Source organism: Erwinia papayae (genome assembly GCF_058241465.1).
Window position 1 is genome coordinate 1,329,112 of the sequence record NZ_JBZCHT010000013.1, and the last position, 16,655, is coordinate 1,345,766.

Here is a 16,655-nt window from a genome sequence, read left to right on the forward strand (position 1 = left end):
ATACCAGGGGGCACAGGCGAGGATTAATGCTGGCCGGAGAGCGTGGCCACCATTACGGCTTTAATGGTGTGCAGACGGTTTTCCGCCTGGTCGAACACCACGCTGTGGGCAGATTCAAACACGTCATCCGTGACTTCCATCCCGCCGTGCAAATCGTACTGCTCTGCCATCTGCTGGCCCAGCGTGGTCTGGTCGTCGTGGAAAGCCGGCAGGCAGTGAAGGAATTTCACCTGGGGATTGCCGGTCAGCGCCAGCATTGCGCTGTTTACCTGATAGGGCCGTAACAGGGCAATACGCTCCTGCCAGACCTCTTTCGGTTCGCCCATCGACACCCACACATCGGTATAGATAAAATCTGCGCCGTTCACGCCTTCGGCAATATCCTCGGTCAGGGTGATTTTACCGCCGGTTTTCTCTGCCGCCTTGCGACATTCAGCCACCAGGCTGGCATCCGGCCAGCAGCCTTTTGGCGCCACCAGGCGCAGATCAAATCCCATCAGGGCAGCGGCTTCCAGCATGGTATTACCCATGTTGTTATGGGCGTCCCCTGCATAGGCAAAGACCATTTCGTTGAAAGCTTTTCCGGGCAGGTGTTCCTGCATGGTCAGCAAATCGGCCAGCAACTGGGTAGGATGAAATTCATTGGTCAGGCCATTCCACACCGGCACGCCCGCATGTTGTGCCAGCGATTCAACCAGCTCCTGACCATGACCGCGATACTGAATACCATCGTACATCCGGCCCAGCACGCGGGCGGTGTCTTTCATGGACTCTTTATGTCCAATCTGGCTGCCGCTCGGGCCAAGATAAGTCACGTTGGCACCCTGATCGTAAGCGGCAACTTCGAAAGAGCAACGGGTACGGGTCGAGTCTTTTTCGAAGATGAGCGCGATGTTTTTACCTTTCAGGTATTGTGTTTCCTGACCTTTTTTCTTCTCTGTTTTCAGCGTGGCGGCCAGTGCCAGCAGGGCGGTGATTTCCGCGGGGGTGAAATCCAGCAGCCTGAGAAAATGGCGTTGACAGAACTGACTCATGAAGTGCTCCGGTAAGATTTTGTGAATTTAAATTCAATTTAACCGTATGAATATGCATTTTCAACCCTGCGTTACAGAAACTTTTGGATAAAGGTAGTGGCGCGAAGGGCACTGTGGGAAAATACTTGCATGAGATGCCACATACTGAGGAACGGATCATGGCAAATAAAGCATTGCTGGAAGAGCAGCAGGAAGAGACGCGACTGATTATTGAAGAGCTGCTGGAAGATGGCAGTGACCCGGATGCGCTCTACACCATCGAACATCACTTCTCCTGTCCCAGCTTCGATGCGCTGGAGAAAGCGGCGGTGGAAGCATTTAAACTGGGCTATGAAGTGACGGAGCCGGAAGAGCTGGAGCTGGAAGACGGCAGCAAAGTGATGTGCTGCGATATCCTGAGCGAATCGGCGCTGAAGGCAGAGTTGATTGACGCACAGGTTGAACAGTTAGTCAGTCTGGTAAGTAAATTTAATGTTGATTACGACGGCTGGGGAACCTACTTCGAAGACCCGGATGCCGAAGATGAAGAGGACGACTTTCCGGAAGATGAGGATGACAACGGGGTTCGTCACTGAGTCAGGACAAGATCAACCAGGAAAATGTCCGTTTTCCCCCTCGTGCCGGGACAAAGTCTGTCCCGGCTGCTGAACAGACCTGTTAATCCCGCATTTGCAACGGAATCGTTGAGCGCATGAATACCGATCGCCTGCTGGCTCCTGTCCACGCCTTTTTACTGTGCCGCACGCCCCAGGCGTGGATTGATGAGGCACGTAAGCCGGAAAATCTCCCACTGTTATTAACCGATCATCTGGTTTGTGAACTGAAAGCAGCACAGACCGCAATGTGGCTGATCCGCAAATACGTTGCCGATGAGGAAAGCGGTAATGCACTGCTTGCCTGGCTTAAACCCTGGGAGCAGTTTGTTCACAGCCGCGATGCCGATCTGGCTTTTCTTGCGGAGCACAAAAGCTTGTCAAAAATGATCGTCAGTCGCACTGAAATCAGCTATGGCGATGCGCTGGTGGACAAAATGGTGCTGCTGATAAAAGAGGAATTGCATCACTTTTATCAGGTCATGGAGATTATGCAGGCGAGAAGTATTCCCTATGTCAAAATCACCGCCAGTCGTTATGCCAGAGGCCTGCTGGCAGAAGTCACCACGCATGAGCCGCAAACGCTGGTGGATAAGCTGATTTGCGGTGCTTACATTGAAGCACGATCCTGTGAGCGGTTTGCCAGCCTTGCTCCGTATCTGGATAACGAGCTGGCGGCTTTTTATATTTCGCTGTTGCGCTCCGAAGCGCGCCATTATCAGGATTATCTGGCGCTGGCGGCGCAGATTGCTGGTGGCGATCTTTCTCAGCGGATAAGAAAGATTGGTGAGACGGAAGCCAGGCTGATTAACGATCCAGATAACGAGCTGCGTTTTCACAGCGGTGTGCCCGCCTGGTGCTTGCAGTAGTCTGTCTGCTGTGGTTATAACCGTCGCAACATCCGTACTTCGCAATCGACGTGTCCGGTGCAGCCCATCGGCGCGTCGATATGTTCAAAGCCAAGATGCTCATACAGGCGGATTGCTCGCGTCAGGGAGGCTGTGGTTTCCAGGTAGCAGCGTTTATAGCCCCGCTGGCGGGCAAACGCCATCGCCTGCACAGCCAGATTCCTGGCGATACCCATTCCGCGTATTACCGGCATAAAGTACATTTTTTGCAGTTCACAGACGTCAGCCTCACTGCACAGCAGCGGAGCCACGCCGCCACCACCGACGACGACGCCATCGTGCTCAATAACCCAGTAAGCGCTGTCAGGGGCACTGTAGAGTTCGAACAAGCGATCAAGGTCAGGATCGGCCACGGTAAAGCCTTTGTCAGCGGTAAGACCAAACTCGGCCGAAACATCGCGAATGACGCGGGCAATATGGCAATCGTCGGCGGGTTGTATAAGGCGAATCTCTGTTTTCGCTGAAGGGATCGGAGTCATAATAATCTGTCACTGTCTGATTGCATGGCAGATGTAATAACATCTGGTCAATGAAGTTGCAATTATCACCAGAATATAAATTTCTCTGTGGAAACGCTGCCCTGTTCGCTCTGAAAAAATGAATTTTGAAATCCACTGATTTAATGCCGTGATACAGTGTCATCAGTTTTATTATCCAGGAAATAAATGACGGCAATTAAAGTGAGTGGTGAGCAAACCGGGAGTTATATGAATGATATTAATCATATCAGTAAAAAAGAGGGCGAAAATGCAAGGCTAATCCATAATCCGGTGAGAAAATACTTATCCAGTGCAGTGAAAGTTTCAGGTATTGGAATAAATAGTAAAATAATTGACTATAACATTTTTCAGAGTGCAGAAAGTGCACTAGGGCAATGCTCTGAAAAAGAGTTAAAGCAAGAAAAAAAGGCTGAAAAATATTTTATTCCAAAGTTTAAGTGTGTGGTCAGTGAAAGAGGGATAAATGGCTCAGATACGAAAAATATAAAAGTTGCCCAGTTTCCTGGAGGGCACGGCACCAGGAAAAAGATGGCACAACGTCATTATTAATGAAGGGCTCAGGGATGATTATGAACCGGGTGAGCAGCAACTTAAAAATAATGTTAATGGTGAGGGGTTTTATGTTTCAGGGAATTTGGGATATGCCAGAAAATATGCGCTGAGAACGCCTCAGCAGTTAACATCCCCGGGCGGAAATGAGGGTGAAGTCATTGAAGTATGGGCATGTTGGATATTAACAAAGCACCTTCATTTTTTGATATTGAGGCCTCCAGAAATAAGGATTATATTGTTGTCAGGCCCGAATTTAACAAAAATATATTTTACCCCTCTCCGTAATGAGGACCGCCTGACAGAGCCAAAACCAGGCGAAAACAAAAATAAACGATCAGGGATTGCCGGCATGCGGAATACGCCAGATGTGCGCAAAAAAAGCTCAGGCAAATCAACAAAAGGTTGTCTGCCTGTTATTGCGAGAATATGGGGAAGGATAGCCAGTATATTCAAACCGGTCAGCACCAGCAGCCGTCAGGCACAGCACAGTACATACTAACCGGGCCGATAAAAAAAGCCCGTTGAGTAAGCTCAACGGGCTTTATCGCAGTTTACTACTGCTTACAGCGCGGCAATCACTGCCTGCTGTTCAATCAGTTTTACTTTTGCCTGTTCCAGACCGCTCATGCGTTCGCGCTCTTTTGCCACAACATCAGCCGGAGCGCGGGAGACAAATCCTTCATTGGAAAGCTTGCTTTCAATCTTGCTGATTTCCACTTCCAGCTTCGCCACCTCTTTTGCCAGCCGCTCCAGCTCGGCGGTTTTATCGACTAGGCCCGCCATCGGGATCAGCAGTTCAGCGCCGTCGATAATTTTGGTAACGGATACCGGCCCCTTATCATCCGCAGCCAGGCAGGTAATGCTTTCCAGACGGGCCTGCGATTTAAGGAAGCTGTGGTTGGCAGTAACGCGATTAACAACCGTATCACTCGCACTGCGCAACAACACATCTAACGGTTTAGCCGGGGAGAGGTTCATCTCCGCCCGGATATTACGTACTGCGACGATGGCCTGTTTCAACCATTCCGTATCGCTCAGCGCTGCCTCATCCACGCTGGCTGCATCATATGCCGGCATTGGTTGCAGCATAATAGTTTCAGCCTGGATGTTTTTCAGTGCTTTGACGCGCTGCCAGATGGTTTCGGTGATAAAGGGAATAATCGGATGAGCCAGACGCAACAGAGCTTCCAGCACGTCAACCAGCGTGTTGCGTGTACCGCGCAGTTCGGCTTCGCTGCCACCGTTCATCACCGGCTTGGTCAGCTCCAGATACCAGTCACAGAACTGATTCCAGGTAAATTCATACAGAATGTTGGCGGCCATATCAAAACGGTAGCTGTCGAGAGCGTCACGATATGCCTTCACCGTCTGGTTGAATTCCGCACGGATCCAGCGATCGGCCAGCGAGAATACCTTCTCGCCGCCATTCTGCCCACAATCCTGGCCTTCAGTATTCATCAGCACAAAGCGACTGGCATTCCACAGCTTGTTGCAAAAATTACGGTAGCCTTCCAGCCGCTTCATGTCCCAGTTGATGTCGCGACCGGTGGAGGCCAGCGCCGCCAGCGTGAAGCGCAGGGCATCAGTACCATGCGGTTCAATACCATTTGGAAACTGCTTCTCGGTACGCTTGCGGATTTTTTCCGCCAGCTGTGGCTGCATCATATTGCCGGTACGTTTCTCCAGCAGGTCTTCCAGCGAAATACCGTCAACCATGTCCAGCGGATCGATGACGTTACCTTTCGATTTCGACATCTTCTGGCCTTCCTCATCACGGATCAAACCGGTCATGTAGACGGTTTTGAACGGCACCTGAGGTTTGCCATCTTCATCTTTGATGAAGTGCATGGTCAGCATGATCATGCGGGCAATCCAGAAAAAGATAATATCGAAGCCGCTGACCAGCACGCTGGTGGGGTGGAAGGTACGTAGCGCTTCGGTATTCTCCGGCCAGCCGAGCGTGGAGAAGGTCCACAGGCCGGAGGAGAACCAGGTATCCAGCACGTCTTCATCCTGGTTCAACGCCACATCGGCAGCCAGATTATTTTCTGCACGGACTTCGTCTTCGCTTCGGCCAACGTAAACATTGCCTTCGGCATCGTACCAGGCCGGGATGCGGTGACCCCACCACAGCTGGCGAGAAATACACCAGTCCTGGATGTCGCGCATCCAGGAGAAATACATGTTTTCATACTGTTTAGGGACAAACTGAATCTCGCCCTGCTCAACGGCTTCAACGGCAACTTTAGCCAGCGGAGCCGTGCGGACATACCACTGGTCGGTCAGCATCGGCTCAATGACCACGCCGCCGCGATCGCCATATGGCACGGTTAAATCGTGAGGTTTCACCTCTTCCAGCAGGCCCAGTTCGTCAACCGCCGCGACGATGGCTTTGCGCGCGGCAAAACGCTCAAGTTTCTGGAACGCAGTCGGGATAGCCGCGTCGTAAACGTCAGACTCTTCACCGTTGCTGTCGAAAACCTGCGCGGTTTCACGGATATCACCGTCAAAGGTCAGCATGTTGATCATCGGCAGGCGATGGCGGCGGCCTACTTCATAGTCGTTGAAGTCGTGCGCCGGGGTGATTTTCACGCAGCCGGTGCCTTTTTCCATATCGGCATGCTCGTCACCCACAATCGGAATGCGACGGTTAACCAACGGCAACAGCACAAACTTGCCAATCAGATCTTTATAGCGCGGATCTTCCGGGTTAACCGCCACGCCGGTATCACCCAGTACGGTTTCGGGGCGGGTTGTCGCCACCACCAGGTAATCTTTACCGTCGGCGGTGATCGCGCCGTCGGCCAGAGGATAACGGATGTGCCACATTGAGCCTTTCGACTCACGGTTTTCCACTTCCAGATCGGAGATGGCGGTACGCAGTTTAGGATCCCAGTTCACCAGACGTTTGCCACGGTAAATCAGGTTTTCTTTGTACAGACGCACAAAGACTTCTTTGACGGCGTTGGACAGGCCCTCATCCATGGTGAAGCGTTCACGCTCCCAGTCCACGGAGTTGCCCAGACGACGCATCTGACGGGTAATGGTGCCGCCAGATTCGGCCTTCCACTGCCAGATTTTTTCAATAAACGCATCGCGGCCATAGTCCTTGCGCGTTTTGCCCTCTTCGGCTGCGATCTTACGCTCAACCACCATCTGAGTGGCGATCCCCGCATGGTCGGTCCCCGCCTGCCACAGGGTGTTTTTTCCCTGCATACGCTGGTAGCGGATCAGGGTATCCATAATGGTCTGCTGGAAGGCGTGACCCATATGCAAGCTGCCGGTGACGTTTGGCGGCGGGATCATAATGCAGAAGCTTTCCTGGCTGGTGTCGCCATTAGGTCTGAACCAGCCCTGCTGTTCCCAGTGCTCGTAAAGCGGCTGCTCGATATCTTGCGGGTTATATGTCTTTTCCATTTCTGCTATGTCGTTGGGGGCGTCGGCGTTGCCGTATTCAAGTGGAATCCAACGCTGCGATACGCTTTGTAGCGGTCGCGCGCCAGCTGTTTCAAAGATTCTTCATAGGGCACGAAGTCTATCACTTCATGGAAAGCGGTGGCAAAATCTGCAAACTGCGGTAGCAGGCTGATCAGCAAATCACGTGGCGCATTGCCCCGGCGCTGCGGCCAGGCCAGCTCGACCGGCGCGCCAAATGCCGGGCCTTCCCCGGCAAGATTATGCGGTACAAAGGCATTGGCCGGACGCTGCCACAGCGCTTCATCCAGTCGTACAGCCTGCGCTTCATCTTCGCAGGCTATCAGTACGCGTTTCCCCTCGCGCCAGTTTACCTCAGCCAGGTGACACACCAGCGCCTCAAGGGCGCTGAGCCCATCAACCGGCGTATCGGTTTCTATCAGCCAGAAGGTGGCGTTCTTCATGGATTAATCGTCGCCGTTCAGACCGGCGCGATTCAGCAGGAACTGCGACAGCAGGGCCACAGGACGCCCGGTGGCACCTTTGGCCTTGCCAGAGCGCCAGGCCGTTCCGGCAATGTCCAGATGTGCCCAGTTATATTTGCGGGTAAAGCGCGCCAGGAAGCAGGCAGCGGTAATCGCCCCACCAGGACGGCCACCTATGTTGGCCATATCGGCAAAATTCGAATCCAGTTGCTCCTGATATTCGTCCGACATCGGCAGACGCCACGCGCGATCGCCAGCCTGCTCAGAAGCGCCGATGAGCTCATGCGCCAGCGGGTTGTGGTTCGACATCAGTCCGCTGACATGATGGCCGAGGGCAATCACGCAGGCACCGGTCAGCGTGGCGATATCGATCACCACCTCCGGATCAAAGCGCTCAACATAAGTCAGTGCATCGCACAGCACCAGGCGACCCTCTGCATCGGTATTCAGTACTTCTACCGTCTGCCCGGACAGGGTGGTCAGCACATCACCCGGACGATACGCCCGTCCGCCAGGCATATTTTCACAGCCTGCCAGCACGCCCACCACATTCAGCGGCAGGTTCAGTTCGGCAACCATACGCATCACGCCATAAACTGAAGCCGCGCCGCACATGTCGTATTTCATCTCGTCCATCGCTTCGCCGGGCTTGATGGAGATACCGCCGGAGTCAAAGGTTACCCCTTTACCAACCAGCACGATCGGTTTGCTTTCTGCATCCGGGCTGCCTTTGTATTCAATCACCGACATCAGGGATTCATTCTGTGAGCCCTGGCCGACGGCAAGATAGGCATTCATACCCAGCTCTTTCATCTGCTGTTCGCCGATTACCCTGGTGGTAATGTTTTTACTCCAGGTATCCGCCAGCTGACGCGCCTGCGAAGCCAGATAGGCCGCATTACAAATGTTGGGTGGCATGTTGCCAAGATCTTTCGCTGCCTTAACGCCTGCGGCAATCGCCAGACCGTGCTGAATGGCACGCTCACCGCTGGTCAGTTCCCGTCGGGTCGGCACGTTGAACACCATTTTTCGCAGTGGGCGACGGGGTTCGACTTTATTGCTTTTCAGTTGATCGAAGCTGTAAAGCGTCTCTTTCGAGGTTTCCACCGCCTGGCGGACTTTCCAGTAGGTGTTACGGCCTTTGACGTGCAGCTCTGTGAGAAAGCAGACGGCTTCCATTGAACCGGTATCATTAAGGGTGTTGATAGTTTTCTGAATGACCTGTTTGTACTGGCGTTCATCCAGTTCACGTTCTTTACCGCATCCGATGAGCAAAATCCGCTCAGAGAGGATGTTTGGTACATGATGCAGCAGCAGGGTCTGACCGACTTTGCCTTCCAGTTCACCACGGCGCAGCAGGGCGCTGATATAGCCATCGCTGATTTTATCCAGTTGTTCAGCAATCGGTGACAACCTGCGCGGTTCAAACACGCCAACCACGATGCAGGCACTGCGCTGTTTCTCCGGACTACCGCTTTTTACACTGAACTCCATGCACTCTCCTGAATCTTAAAGACAACGGCGTTGGCTGCCGCTAGAATGTAGCGCTTGTTGACCGCATGTTGCCGGGCAACACGCTGTTAGCATAACGGGCATCAGATTTCGTTTTGGTGATGACCCTTAATCCGGGTTGGATAAAATAATTTTTTACATCACCAGAACACGATTATTGTCATACTGATTGAGTTATGACCGTGGCCATCAATGATAAAAATGGCGTATAAGCGATGAAATTAGCGATTTTCCTGCAAAAAGACAAGTTTTCACAGGCGTACTCAGCGTGATCATCATTAGATATCTGGTTCGGGAAACCCTCAAAAGTCAGCTGGCTATCCTGTTTATCCTGCTACTGATCTTCTTTTGTCAGAAGTTAGTCAGGATTTTAGGTGCGGCGGCAGACGGCGAGATTCCGACAAATTTAGTTCTGACATTACTGGGTCTGGGCATTTCTGACATGGCCCAACTCATTTTGCCACTCAGCCTGTTTTTAGCCATTTTAATGACCTTAGGGCGGCTCTACACCGAGAGTGAAATCACCGTGATGCATGCCTGTGGGCTAAGCAAAGCGGTGCTGGTCAAAGCCGCGATGGTGCTGATGCTGTTCACTGCGGTGGTGGCGGCGGCCAATGTGGCCTGGCTTGGCCCCTGGTCAGCACGTTATCAGAATGAGGTGACCAAAAACGCCAAGGCAAACCCGGGCGCGGCTGCGCTGGCTGCCGGTCAGTTTCAGCAATCTGGCGATGGTCAGTCGGTAATGTTTATTGAAAATGTTAAAGGGAATGCTTTTGGCAATGTGTTCCTTGCTCAGCTGCGTCCCAAAGGCAATGCCCGACCCTCGGTGGTGCTGGCTGACAAAGGTCATATGACCCAACGGGCAGACGGCTCGCAGATTGTGACCCTGGATAAGGGAACCCGCTTCGAAGGGACGGCCATGCTGCGCGACTTCCGCATTACCGATTTTGAAAACTATCGGGCGATTATTGGTCATCAGGAAGTGGTGCTGGATCCAAATGATGCCCAGCAGATGGGGTTTGGCGCACTGCGTCATTCTCAGAATCCCGAATTTATCAGCGAGCTGCACTGGCGGTTTACTCTTATCTTCTCGGTGCTGGTGATGGCGTTGATGGTGGTGCCGCTGAGTGTGGTCAATCCGCGTCAGGGGCGCGTATTGTCGATGCTACCCGCGATGCTGCTGTACCTGATTTTCTTCCTGCTGCAAAGTTCGTTGCGCTCCAGTGGCGCAAAAGGACGCCTTGATCCGGCGGTCTGGATGTGGGTGGTGAACCTGGCGTATCTGGCGCTGGCGGTAGCACTGAATTTGTGGGATACCGTGCCGCTGCGGCGTATCCGCGCCCGCTTCAGTAAGGGAGGTTCCGTCTGATGTTTGGCGTACTCGACCGCTATATTGGCAAAACGATTTTCAACACCATCATGGCAACGCTGTTTATGCTGGTGTCACTCTCCGGCATCATCAAGTTTGTCGATCAGCTGCGCAAAACGGGGCAGGGTGATTACACCGCGTTGGGTGCCGGACTTTACACCATTCTCAGCGTGCCGAAGGATATTGAGATATTTTTCCCGATGGCGGCGTTGCTGGGGGCCTTGCTGGGACTGGGAATGCTCGCCCAGCGCAGTGAGCTGGTGGTGATGCAGGCGTCGGGATTTACCCGTATGCAAATTGCTGCATCGGTAATGAAAACCGCTATTCCGCTGGTGTTGCTGACCATGGCTATCGGCGAGTTCGTCGCGCCGCAGGGCGAGCAGATGGCGCGCAGCTATCGTGCGCAGCAGCTGGTGGGAGGGTCATTGCTCTCCACGCAGAATGGCCTGTGGGCGAAGGATGGCGATAACTTTATCTTTATCGAGCGCTTAAAAGACAATAATGAGCTGGGCGGCGTCAGTATCTACAGCTTCAATCAGCAGCGTCGTCTGCAATCCGTTCGTTATGCTGCGACGGCAAAATACAATGCTGACAAAAAGCTGTGGGATTTATCAGAAGTGGATGAGTCGGTGCTGACCGATCCGAAACAGGTCACCGGCAACCAGACGCTGAGCGGTGAATGGAAAACCACGCTGACCCCGGACAAACTTGGCGTGGTGTCGCTGGACCCGGACTCGCTGTCAATCAGCGGTCTTTACAACTACAGCAAATACCTCAAGCAGAGCGGCCAGGTGTCAGGTCGTTATCAGTTAAACATGTGGAGTAAAATCTTCCAGCCGCTTTCCGTCGCGGTGATGATGCTGATGGCGCTCTCTTTTATTTTCGGACCGCTGCGCAGCGTGTCAATGGGGATGAGGGTGATTACCGGCATCAGCTTTGGCTTCCTGTTTTACGTGCTGGATCAGATTTTTGGCCCGTTGAGCCTGGTCTATAACATCCCGCCCGTGCTGGGCGCGTTGTTACCCAGTGCGGCGTTTTTCATACTCAGTATTTATATGCTGTTAAAGCGCCGCTAAGCAGCCATTGTTGACAGGGTGCTGGCGTCGGTAACCTCAGCTTACTGCGCGCAATCTCTGCCTGGTGCAAAAAAAGCCTCCTTCTGTGAATGGGGCTTTTTTACTTTTTGCAGCGGCTTTTCTCGCGGCAGGCATCCGTCATCGCCGTATTAGCGTCAGCGCCATGTTTCCAGAAACTGCGGTAACAGCGAAAGCAGATACAGAATGAGTCCGATGACCCCGCCAACTACCGTGCCGTTGATGCGAATACGTTGCAGATCCTTACCAATATTCAGTTCGACTTGGTGCGACATATCCCGGGCGTCCCAGCTTTTTACCGTGTCACTAATATGACCGCTGAGAAAAGCCGAAAACTCTGGTGCCGCACGGGTTGCCGCCTCTTCCAGATGCTGATTGAGCGAATGACGCAGTTGTGTATCCTGCATCAGCGTCTCTCCCAGCCATTGTCCGGCGGCGCTGACCCTGGCGTGGAGCACCGAATCCGGCCTTTCGAGGTCCATCTTCAGCCAGCTGCGCAGATCACCCCACAGCTGACTGATGTAGGTATTCAGCGCAGTATCCTCTTTCAGCCAACTTTTGATCTCTTCTGCTTTTAACTGCATCTCCGGATCGTCACGCAGCCGGGCGATCAGTCGCTGCACCGCGCGGTTAAAGCCCTGCCGCAACTCATGTGTGCCATCCTGCTCTATATCATTAAGGATCGACTTAACGGCGTTAGCGGCCAGCCCCGCACTCTTTTCTCCCAGCCATTCAGTAGGCAGCATTTTCTCTTTCAGCGGATGTTCGCGTTTCAGCCACTCGACCACCTGTCGGGCGATAAACTCATGCGTACCTGGTTTGTTGACCAGATGCAGTAACTGCCGGATGGCATCGTCAAGCAGCGCCTGATGACGGTTATTTTTGGTCAGGCTCTCCAGCACCATCGCCGTTGACTGGGAGAGATCGACTTTATCAATGGCTTTGTGGATGGCCCGGCGCATAAAAGACTGGATCCTCTGGTCATCAGCCAGATCCAGAAATCCGCGGACCATTTTCAGCAGGTAGCTGCTGAATGTTGCTGCATTGGCTGGCATGCTCAGCCAGCTGGCCACCATCTGTGCCGGATCGTGGCGGCGGATCAACGTTAACAGCGCGTCGGTATTAAGAAATTTATCCTGTACAAACAGCGCAAGATTATCGGCAATGCGATCCTTGTTACGGGGGATGATCGCCGTATGGCGACCGGCGAGCGGGATTGGCACCCGACGAAACAGGGCGCTGACGGCAAACCAGTCGGCCAGAGCGCCAACCATCGCCGCCTCAGAGATGGCCTTCAACGCGCTTATCCAGGCACTGGGCGGAAACCACAGCGGACAAAGCACGGTGACGATAAAAACCATCGCTGCACCGCACAGCAATAGCAGCGGGAGGCGTTTCGCCCTCGCCAGTTCGGTTTCTTTATTCATCAGCGCTTCCTGTTATTACTCTTTATAGCTGCCAGTAATCACTGTCATCCGACCAGGTATAGTTTCTCAACTGCTCAGTGTTGTAATCGATATAGTAACTGGCCAGTTCGCCACCGGCGAGGCCACGAATGGTGCCTTCGCCCACCCGGCCGCTTTGGTCACGCCAGGTGGCGATCAACGACGGCTCTCCGGCTATTTTCTCCACCCGCAGCCAGACGGTATCGCGAACTTCCCGGCCAGCAAGCTGTTGACCGTTATCCAGCGTTATCAGCGTATCCGCCGCAGGCTTCATCATCAGCGTGGTTATCCATGTGCCGCGATCGCGGGTCTGGAGGAAGTCGCTGACTTTTTGCAGACGCGCAGCGCTGACCTGCTGATGTTTAACAATGGCATCCACCAGTTGAGGATTACCCATCAGTTTTTCGGGTTGGGAAAAAAACTCGCTGTGATGATCCAGTTCAAGGTACAACCGGGGTTTTCCCTGAGTGTAACTGGAAATGTTCAGGGCTAACCCGTTATCGATTTGTGCATCCATCATCGCGGCCAGCGCAGATACGTCTGGCGGCGTGGCTTTCAGGTTGTGCTCGATACGGGCAAAGATCAGTGTTTTATCATTTCCCTGCCAGAGTTCACTTTTCTGCTGTTTAAGTTCAGCAATCAACGCGTTGACTGCGTTGCTGTCTGCATCGATTTCAATCAGATACTTTGCCAGCTCAATCCGATTATAGGGCGATTCAAAACGCGTCAGATTCTGTTCGGCAAACTGACGGGCGCGTTTGTCATCAAACTGTTTAACGTTGGCAAACGCTTTCATCAGGATATTTTCATCATATCTGGGATTGGTACTGTTAAGCATTTCCAGTGAGAAGGGAAAAAGAGCGCGCTCACTACTCATCGCCTCAAGCACGTTAACTTTCTTATCATTGTTGTAATCGTTACTGGCGAGGATCCCGGCGATTTTTTTGCCGGTATCGTCGGCCATCACTCTGCCAAAGATTCCCCGGCTGGCGATAATCAGGTTCAGCGCATCCCGAAACTGATAATCATCTGATGTGGGATTGAGGATAATCGACATCAGTCGCTGCTTTTCGGCATCATTTAACTCTGGCCGTGAAAGACCGCCGCGGGTTTTATCGCGGGCATAGCGTATGCTCAGCGAGTCCAGCAGGGCGCTGGTACGCAGATTATCCAGTATCTTATGGCTGTCGCTGCTGCCGTCATCAAAGCGCAGCCAGTTATGTATGGTGTCAGTGTAATAAATCGTCAGCTGTCTGATCAGACCATTCACCCCGACAAAGCCAATTACCGCCAGCGTCACTGCCAGCGCACTGACGATAGCCAGCAGCCAGGCGCGGGTATGATTGAGCACCGCCATTGTTTTGGTAATGGCGCTTTCGGTAATTTCCGCTTTGGCATTGTCGATTTTGTCACTGACCTGCTGGAGCAGGCGTTGATTCTCTTCCCGCAGCTTTTCCAGCTCGGCTTTATGCTGCTGCGCATCACGTTCGATCAACAGCTCGGTTAAATCCTTTTGCATCGTTTTCTCACAGAAGAAAAAATTAACGTTTGGCAGCGACTGATAATGCAGGCTGCCCGTCGCAGATGCAAACCGTGGCCGCTACAAGCGGGATCTGCGAAGAGTACGGGATGGAATAAAGGGAGAAATGCTGTAATTTATTTAATTTTTGGCGAGGGGTAAAAAATGGAAGCAAACATTATTGCATTAGCGACAATATTCGGCGCATTGATTTTGGGTGCAATCAGTCCGGGCCCAAGCTTTATTCTGGTTGCGCGCACCGCGATGGCCTCTGCCCGTCGCGCCGGGATGGGTGCCGCTGTGGGCATGGCGGCAGGTTCGTTTATTATCTCGCTGGTTGCATTGTTGGGCCTGCATACTTTGCTGTCGGCTGTTCCCTGGCTGTGGCTGGCACTGAAGACCGTCGGAGGACTTTACTTGCTTTGGATGGCATTCAGAATGTTTCGCGGCGCGAAACAGCCGCTGTTAATGACCCAGGGGAGCGCGACCGGTCAGAGTTTTCAGCGTGCTTTTCTGACCGCATTTGGTACGCAGGTAAGCAACCCCAAAACCGCCGTGGTGTTTGCTGGTATCTTTGCCGCGTTGCTGCCGCCGCACATCAGTACAGTAATGTATGTTTCGTTGCCGGTTATCTCGATGTTGGTGGACGGACTATGGTATGCCTTTGTTGCTTATGCGCTTTCGTCAAGTGGACCGCGTAATACTTATCTGCGTTATAAAGCGATGTTTGACCGGCTGGGCGGCAGCGTGATGGCATTACTGGGGATCCGGCTGATCGTGAAGTAAAAGTTCTGTTATCCCCGCGCCCCGCGCAGCAAGGACTGAAGATCTTAAAGGCCGATGAAGGCTGATGAACGCCTGGACGTTGAGGCAGCCTCGATATCAGGAAATGGCGCTTACCGGATGCTGTTTGGTGATGGCAATAAAATGCCGCCTCTCTGTGAGGCGACGTTGTCTGCTTAGTCGGCTGGGATTAAGAGATAAATTGCTTGCCCTGTTTCAGAACCAGATCGCAGGCTTTGGTTTTCACTTTCTTACCGAGCGCGGTATTGCCCAGGCTGCTGAGATTTACCTGCTGATTGTTACCGGTATTCAGCAGTCCCATCAGGCCCTGTTTATAATCGGTGGTATCCTGCGCTTTTTGCGTATCGGTCAGGCCCAGCTTACTGATCAACTGGTCTTTTACCGAGCTGACGTTGTTATCCACCACATTGTTCTGTACACAATATTGCAACACGCCAGCCGCATTGGTCATGCTGCTGGCACTAAGCGACTGGTTGCCCCCGTTAAGCAGGCCGGTCAGGGCGCTCACAGAGTTGCCCGTCTGGCTGGTAGATGCATTAGCGGTGGAGTTCTGACTCAGCGAACTGGCAGCGCTACTGAGTTGATCCTGCCAGCTGGCGGCCAGCGCTGAACCAGTAAATAAAGAAGAAACCGTTAAAGCCAGAATTAGCTTATTTGCTGCTTTCATATCTGCACCCTTTATGACGTTATTTTTGCTCAGCGTATTTCCATCCTACACCGATCTCTACACTCCGACTGTCCGCTCCCCGTTGAGTTCCCCAACTGTCTGCATGGTTATGCCGTGAGTAATACTTTGGGAGTAATCCTGGGCAGCAATCTTTTCAGGATTTTTGCCTCAGTCTGGTTTTCAGAACATGAGTGACCAGTCAGGGCGTGGCGCAGGATCGCGCTGCTTTTGTAATGCGAAAATCGGCTGAGGCAGGGTGTTTTGATGGTGGTATTTTCAGGTGGCAGGCAGGCAGGCAGGCAGGCAGGCAGGCAGGCAGGCAGGTTGGTAGCCAGGTAGCCCGAAAGCCAGGTGATAGTCAGTACGAAGCCTGGCAGGGAGTCAGCCTGATAGCCAACATTGGAGAGCCTTTGCGGGGTGATGCAATGGGAAGTAAATAGCCGCGTTTATCAGTGTAGCTGTGCATACGGCGCTTTTTTCAGCAGTTGCACCCTCAGCGGAGGATAATGGTTGCGGAAACAGGTTGCAAAGGTATAATCCTCAACGTTTTTCGCATACCCTTCAGTGCCGAAGTGGCGAAATCGGTAGACGCAGTTGATTCAAAATCAACCGTAGAAATACGTGCCGGTTCGAGTCCGGCCTTCGGCACCATTGTGGAAAAATCAGTCACCTTAGGGTGGCTTTTTTTATGTCCATAATCTTCCATTTATGTCCATATTTCATTGTTAAATAAGTAATTTTTACTTATCTGCCCATTCT

At 52.7% G+C, this 16,655-nt stretch carries 16 protein-coding genes and 1 tRNA gene; 9 read left to right on the forward strand and 8 right to left on the reverse strand.

Features of this window, described 5'->3' with window-relative positions:
* Positions 1 to 23: 23 nt before the first annotated feature.
* Positions 24 to 1,034, reverse strand: a complete 1,011-nt coding sequence (gene argF, locus AC3RPL_RS22295; protein ID WP_490741563.1) for an ornithine carbamoyltransferase — start codon at positions 1,032 to 1,034, stop codon at positions 24 to 26.
* 158 nt (positions 1,035 to 1,192) lie between these two features.
* Here argF and rraB point away from each other — a divergent pair, with 158 nt between their 5' ends.
* On the forward strand, positions 1,193 to 1,609 hold the full coding sequence (gene rraB / locus AC3RPL_RS22300) for a ribonuclease E inhibitor RraB (RefSeq protein ID WP_034936825.1): 417 nt from the start codon (positions 1,193 to 1,195) through the stop codon (positions 1,607 to 1,609).
* Positions 1,610 to 1,725: 116 nt separating this feature from the next.
* Entirely contained in the window at positions 1,726 to 2,496 is a 771-nt protein-coding gene (miaE, locus tag AC3RPL_RS22305) for a tRNA isopentenyl-2-thiomethyl-A-37 hydroxylase MiaE (RefSeq protein WP_490741564.1), read from the forward strand.
* A gap of 14 nt (positions 2,497 to 2,510) precedes the next feature.
* Here miaE and AC3RPL_RS22310 read toward each other — a convergent pair whose 3' ends face one another.
* Positions 2,511 to 3,014, reverse strand: coding sequence for a GNAT family N-acetyltransferase (locus tag AC3RPL_RS22310; RefSeq protein WP_490741565.1), 504 nt, complete (start codon positions 3,012 to 3,014; stop codon positions 2,511 to 2,513).
* A gap of 186 nt (positions 3,015 to 3,200) precedes the next feature.
* Between AC3RPL_RS22310 and AC3RPL_RS22315 the strand changes: the two genes are divergently transcribed.
* Both AC3RPL_RS22315 and AC3RPL_RS22320 read left to right on the forward strand, forming a co-directional pair.
* A complete protein-coding gene (locus AC3RPL_RS22315) occupies positions 3,201 to 3,584 on the forward strand; it encodes a hypothetical protein (protein ID WP_490741566.1) in 384 nt (127 codons plus the stop codon).
* A complete protein-coding gene (locus tag AC3RPL_RS22320) occupies positions 3,526 to 4,086 on the forward strand; it encodes a hypothetical protein (protein ID WP_490741567.1) in 561 nt (186 codons plus the stop codon). Before AC3RPL_RS22315 ends, AC3RPL_RS22320 begins: the two co-directional genes overlap by 59 nt.
* Positions 4,087 to 4,148: 62 nt before the next feature.
* Here AC3RPL_RS22320 and AC3RPL_RS22325 read toward each other — a convergent pair whose 3' ends face one another.
* The 3 genes from AC3RPL_RS22325 to pepA are packed head-to-tail and all read right to left on the reverse strand — an operon-like array spanning position 4,149 to position 8,980.
* Positions 4,149 to 7,004 (reverse strand): valine--tRNA ligase, encoded by a 2,856-nt coding sequence (locus AC3RPL_RS22325; RefSeq protein ID WP_490741568.1) that lies wholly within the window; start codon positions 7,002 to 7,004, stop codon positions 4,149 to 4,151.
* A gap of 5 nt (positions 7,005 to 7,009) precedes the next feature.
* On the reverse strand, positions 7,010 to 7,465 hold the full coding sequence (locus tag AC3RPL_RS22330; RefSeq protein WP_034936836.1) for a DNA polymerase III subunit chi: 456 nt from the start codon (positions 7,463 to 7,465) through the stop codon (positions 7,010 to 7,012).
* A 3-nt stretch (positions 7,466 to 7,468) separates the two neighbouring features.
* Positions 7,469 to 8,980 (reverse strand): leucyl aminopeptidase, encoded by a 1,512-nt coding sequence (pepA, locus tag AC3RPL_RS22335; protein ID WP_034936838.1) that lies wholly within the window; start codon positions 8,978 to 8,980, stop codon positions 7,469 to 7,471.
* Positions 8,981 to 9,266: 286 nt separating this feature from the next.
* On the opposite strand from pepA, the gene lptF reads away from it, so the two are divergent.
* Together lptF and lptG are read left to right on the forward strand one after the other, a co-directional pair.
* On the forward strand, positions 9,267 to 10,367 hold the full coding sequence (gene lptF / locus AC3RPL_RS22340; protein WP_490741569.1) for an LPS export ABC transporter permease LptF: 1,101 nt from the start codon (positions 9,267 to 9,269) through the stop codon (positions 10,365 to 10,367).
* The gene (gene lptG, locus AC3RPL_RS22345) at positions 10,367 to 11,443 is read left to right on the forward strand and encodes an LPS export ABC transporter permease LptG (protein WP_490741570.1); all 1,077 of its coding nucleotides are present in this window, start codon (positions 10,367 to 10,369) and stop codon (positions 11,441 to 11,443) included. The genes lptF and lptG overlap by 1 nt, the downstream gene beginning before the upstream one ends.
* 155 nt (positions 11,444 to 11,598) lie before the next feature.
* Here lptG and AC3RPL_RS22350 read toward each other — a convergent pair whose 3' ends face one another.
* A complete protein-coding gene (locus AC3RPL_RS22350) occupies positions 11,599 to 12,888 on the reverse strand; it encodes a DUF445 domain-containing protein (RefSeq protein ID WP_034936846.1) in 1,290 nt (429 codons plus the stop codon).
* A gap of 22 nt (positions 12,889 to 12,910) precedes the next feature.
* The gene (locus AC3RPL_RS22355) at positions 12,911 to 14,425 is read right to left on the reverse strand and encodes an RNA-binding protein (protein ID WP_490741572.1); all 1,515 of its coding nucleotides are present in this window, start codon (positions 14,423 to 14,425) and stop codon (positions 12,911 to 12,913) included.
* A 165-nt stretch (positions 14,426 to 14,590) separates the two neighbouring features.
* Here AC3RPL_RS22355 and AC3RPL_RS22360 point away from each other — a divergent pair, with 165 nt between their 5' ends.
* A complete protein-coding gene (locus AC3RPL_RS22360; RefSeq protein ID WP_490741573.1) occupies positions 14,591 to 15,211 on the forward strand; it encodes a LysE family translocator in 621 nt (206 codons plus the stop codon).
* Between the two features lie 187 nt (positions 15,212 to 15,398).
* Here AC3RPL_RS22360 and AC3RPL_RS22365 read toward each other — a convergent pair whose 3' ends face one another.
* Positions 15,399 to 15,896, reverse strand: a complete 498-nt coding sequence (locus AC3RPL_RS22365; RefSeq protein ID WP_034936852.1) for a YjjA family protein — start codon at positions 15,894 to 15,896, stop codon at positions 15,399 to 15,401.
* A 191-nt stretch (positions 15,897 to 16,087) separates the two neighbouring features.
* Here AC3RPL_RS22365 and AC3RPL_RS22370 point away from each other — a divergent pair, with 191 nt between their 5' ends.
* Together AC3RPL_RS22370 and AC3RPL_RS22375 are read left to right on the forward strand one after the other, a co-directional pair.
* Positions 16,088 to 16,336 (forward strand): hypothetical protein, encoded by a 249-nt coding sequence (locus AC3RPL_RS22370; protein WP_490741574.1) that lies wholly within the window; start codon positions 16,088 to 16,090, stop codon positions 16,334 to 16,336.
* Positions 16,337 to 16,462: 126 nt separating this feature from the next.
* Positions 16,463 to 16,547, forward strand: a tRNA-Leu gene (locus tag AC3RPL_RS22375).
* Positions 16,548 to 16,655: the final 108 nt, after the last annotated feature.

Coding starts and splice junctions, on each gene's coding strand:
- argF (WP_490741563.1), bottom strand. CDS start 1,034: ATGAGTCAGTTCTGTCAACGCCATTTTCTCAGGCTGCTGGATTTCACC.
- rraB (WP_034936825.1), top strand. CDS start 1,193: ATGGCAAATAAAGCATTGCTGGAAGAGCAGCAGGAAGAGACGCGACTG.
- miaE (WP_490741564.1), top strand. CDS start 1,726: ATGAATACCGATCGCCTGCTGGCTCCTGTCCACGCCTTTTTACTGTGC.
- AC3RPL_RS22310 (WP_490741565.1), bottom strand. CDS start 3,014: ATGACTCCGATCCCTTCAGCGAAAACAGAGATTCGCCTTATACAACCC.
- AC3RPL_RS22315 (WP_490741566.1), top strand. CDS start 3,201: ATGACGGCAATTAAAGTGAGTGGTGAGCAAACCGGGAGTTATATGAAT.
- AC3RPL_RS22325 (WP_490741568.1), bottom strand. CDS start 7,004: ATGGAAAAGACATATAACCCGCAAGATATCGAGCAGCCGCTTTACGAG.
- AC3RPL_RS22330 (WP_034936836.1), bottom strand. CDS start 7,465: ATGAAGAACGCCACCTTCTGGCTGATAGAAACCGATACGCCGGTTGAT.
- pepA (WP_034936838.1), bottom strand. CDS start 8,980: ATGGAGTTCAGTGTAAAAAGCGGTAGTCCGGAGAAACAGCGCAGTGCC.
- lptG (WP_490741570.1), top strand. CDS start 10,367: ATGTTTGGCGTACTCGACCGCTATATTGGCAAAACGATTTTCAACACC.
- AC3RPL_RS22350 (WP_034936846.1), bottom strand. CDS start 12,888: ATGAATAAAGAAACCGAACTGGCGAGGGCGAAACGCCTCCCGCTGCTA.
- AC3RPL_RS22355 (WP_490741572.1), bottom strand. CDS start 14,425: ATGCAAAAGGATTTAACCGAGCTGTTGATCGAACGTGATGCGCAGCAG.
- AC3RPL_RS22360 (WP_490741573.1), top strand. CDS start 14,591: ATGGAAGCAAACATTATTGCATTAGCGACAATATTCGGCGCATTGATT.
- AC3RPL_RS22365 (WP_034936852.1), bottom strand. CDS start 15,896: ATGAAAGCAGCAAATAAGCTAATTCTGGCTTTAACGGTTTCTTCTTTA.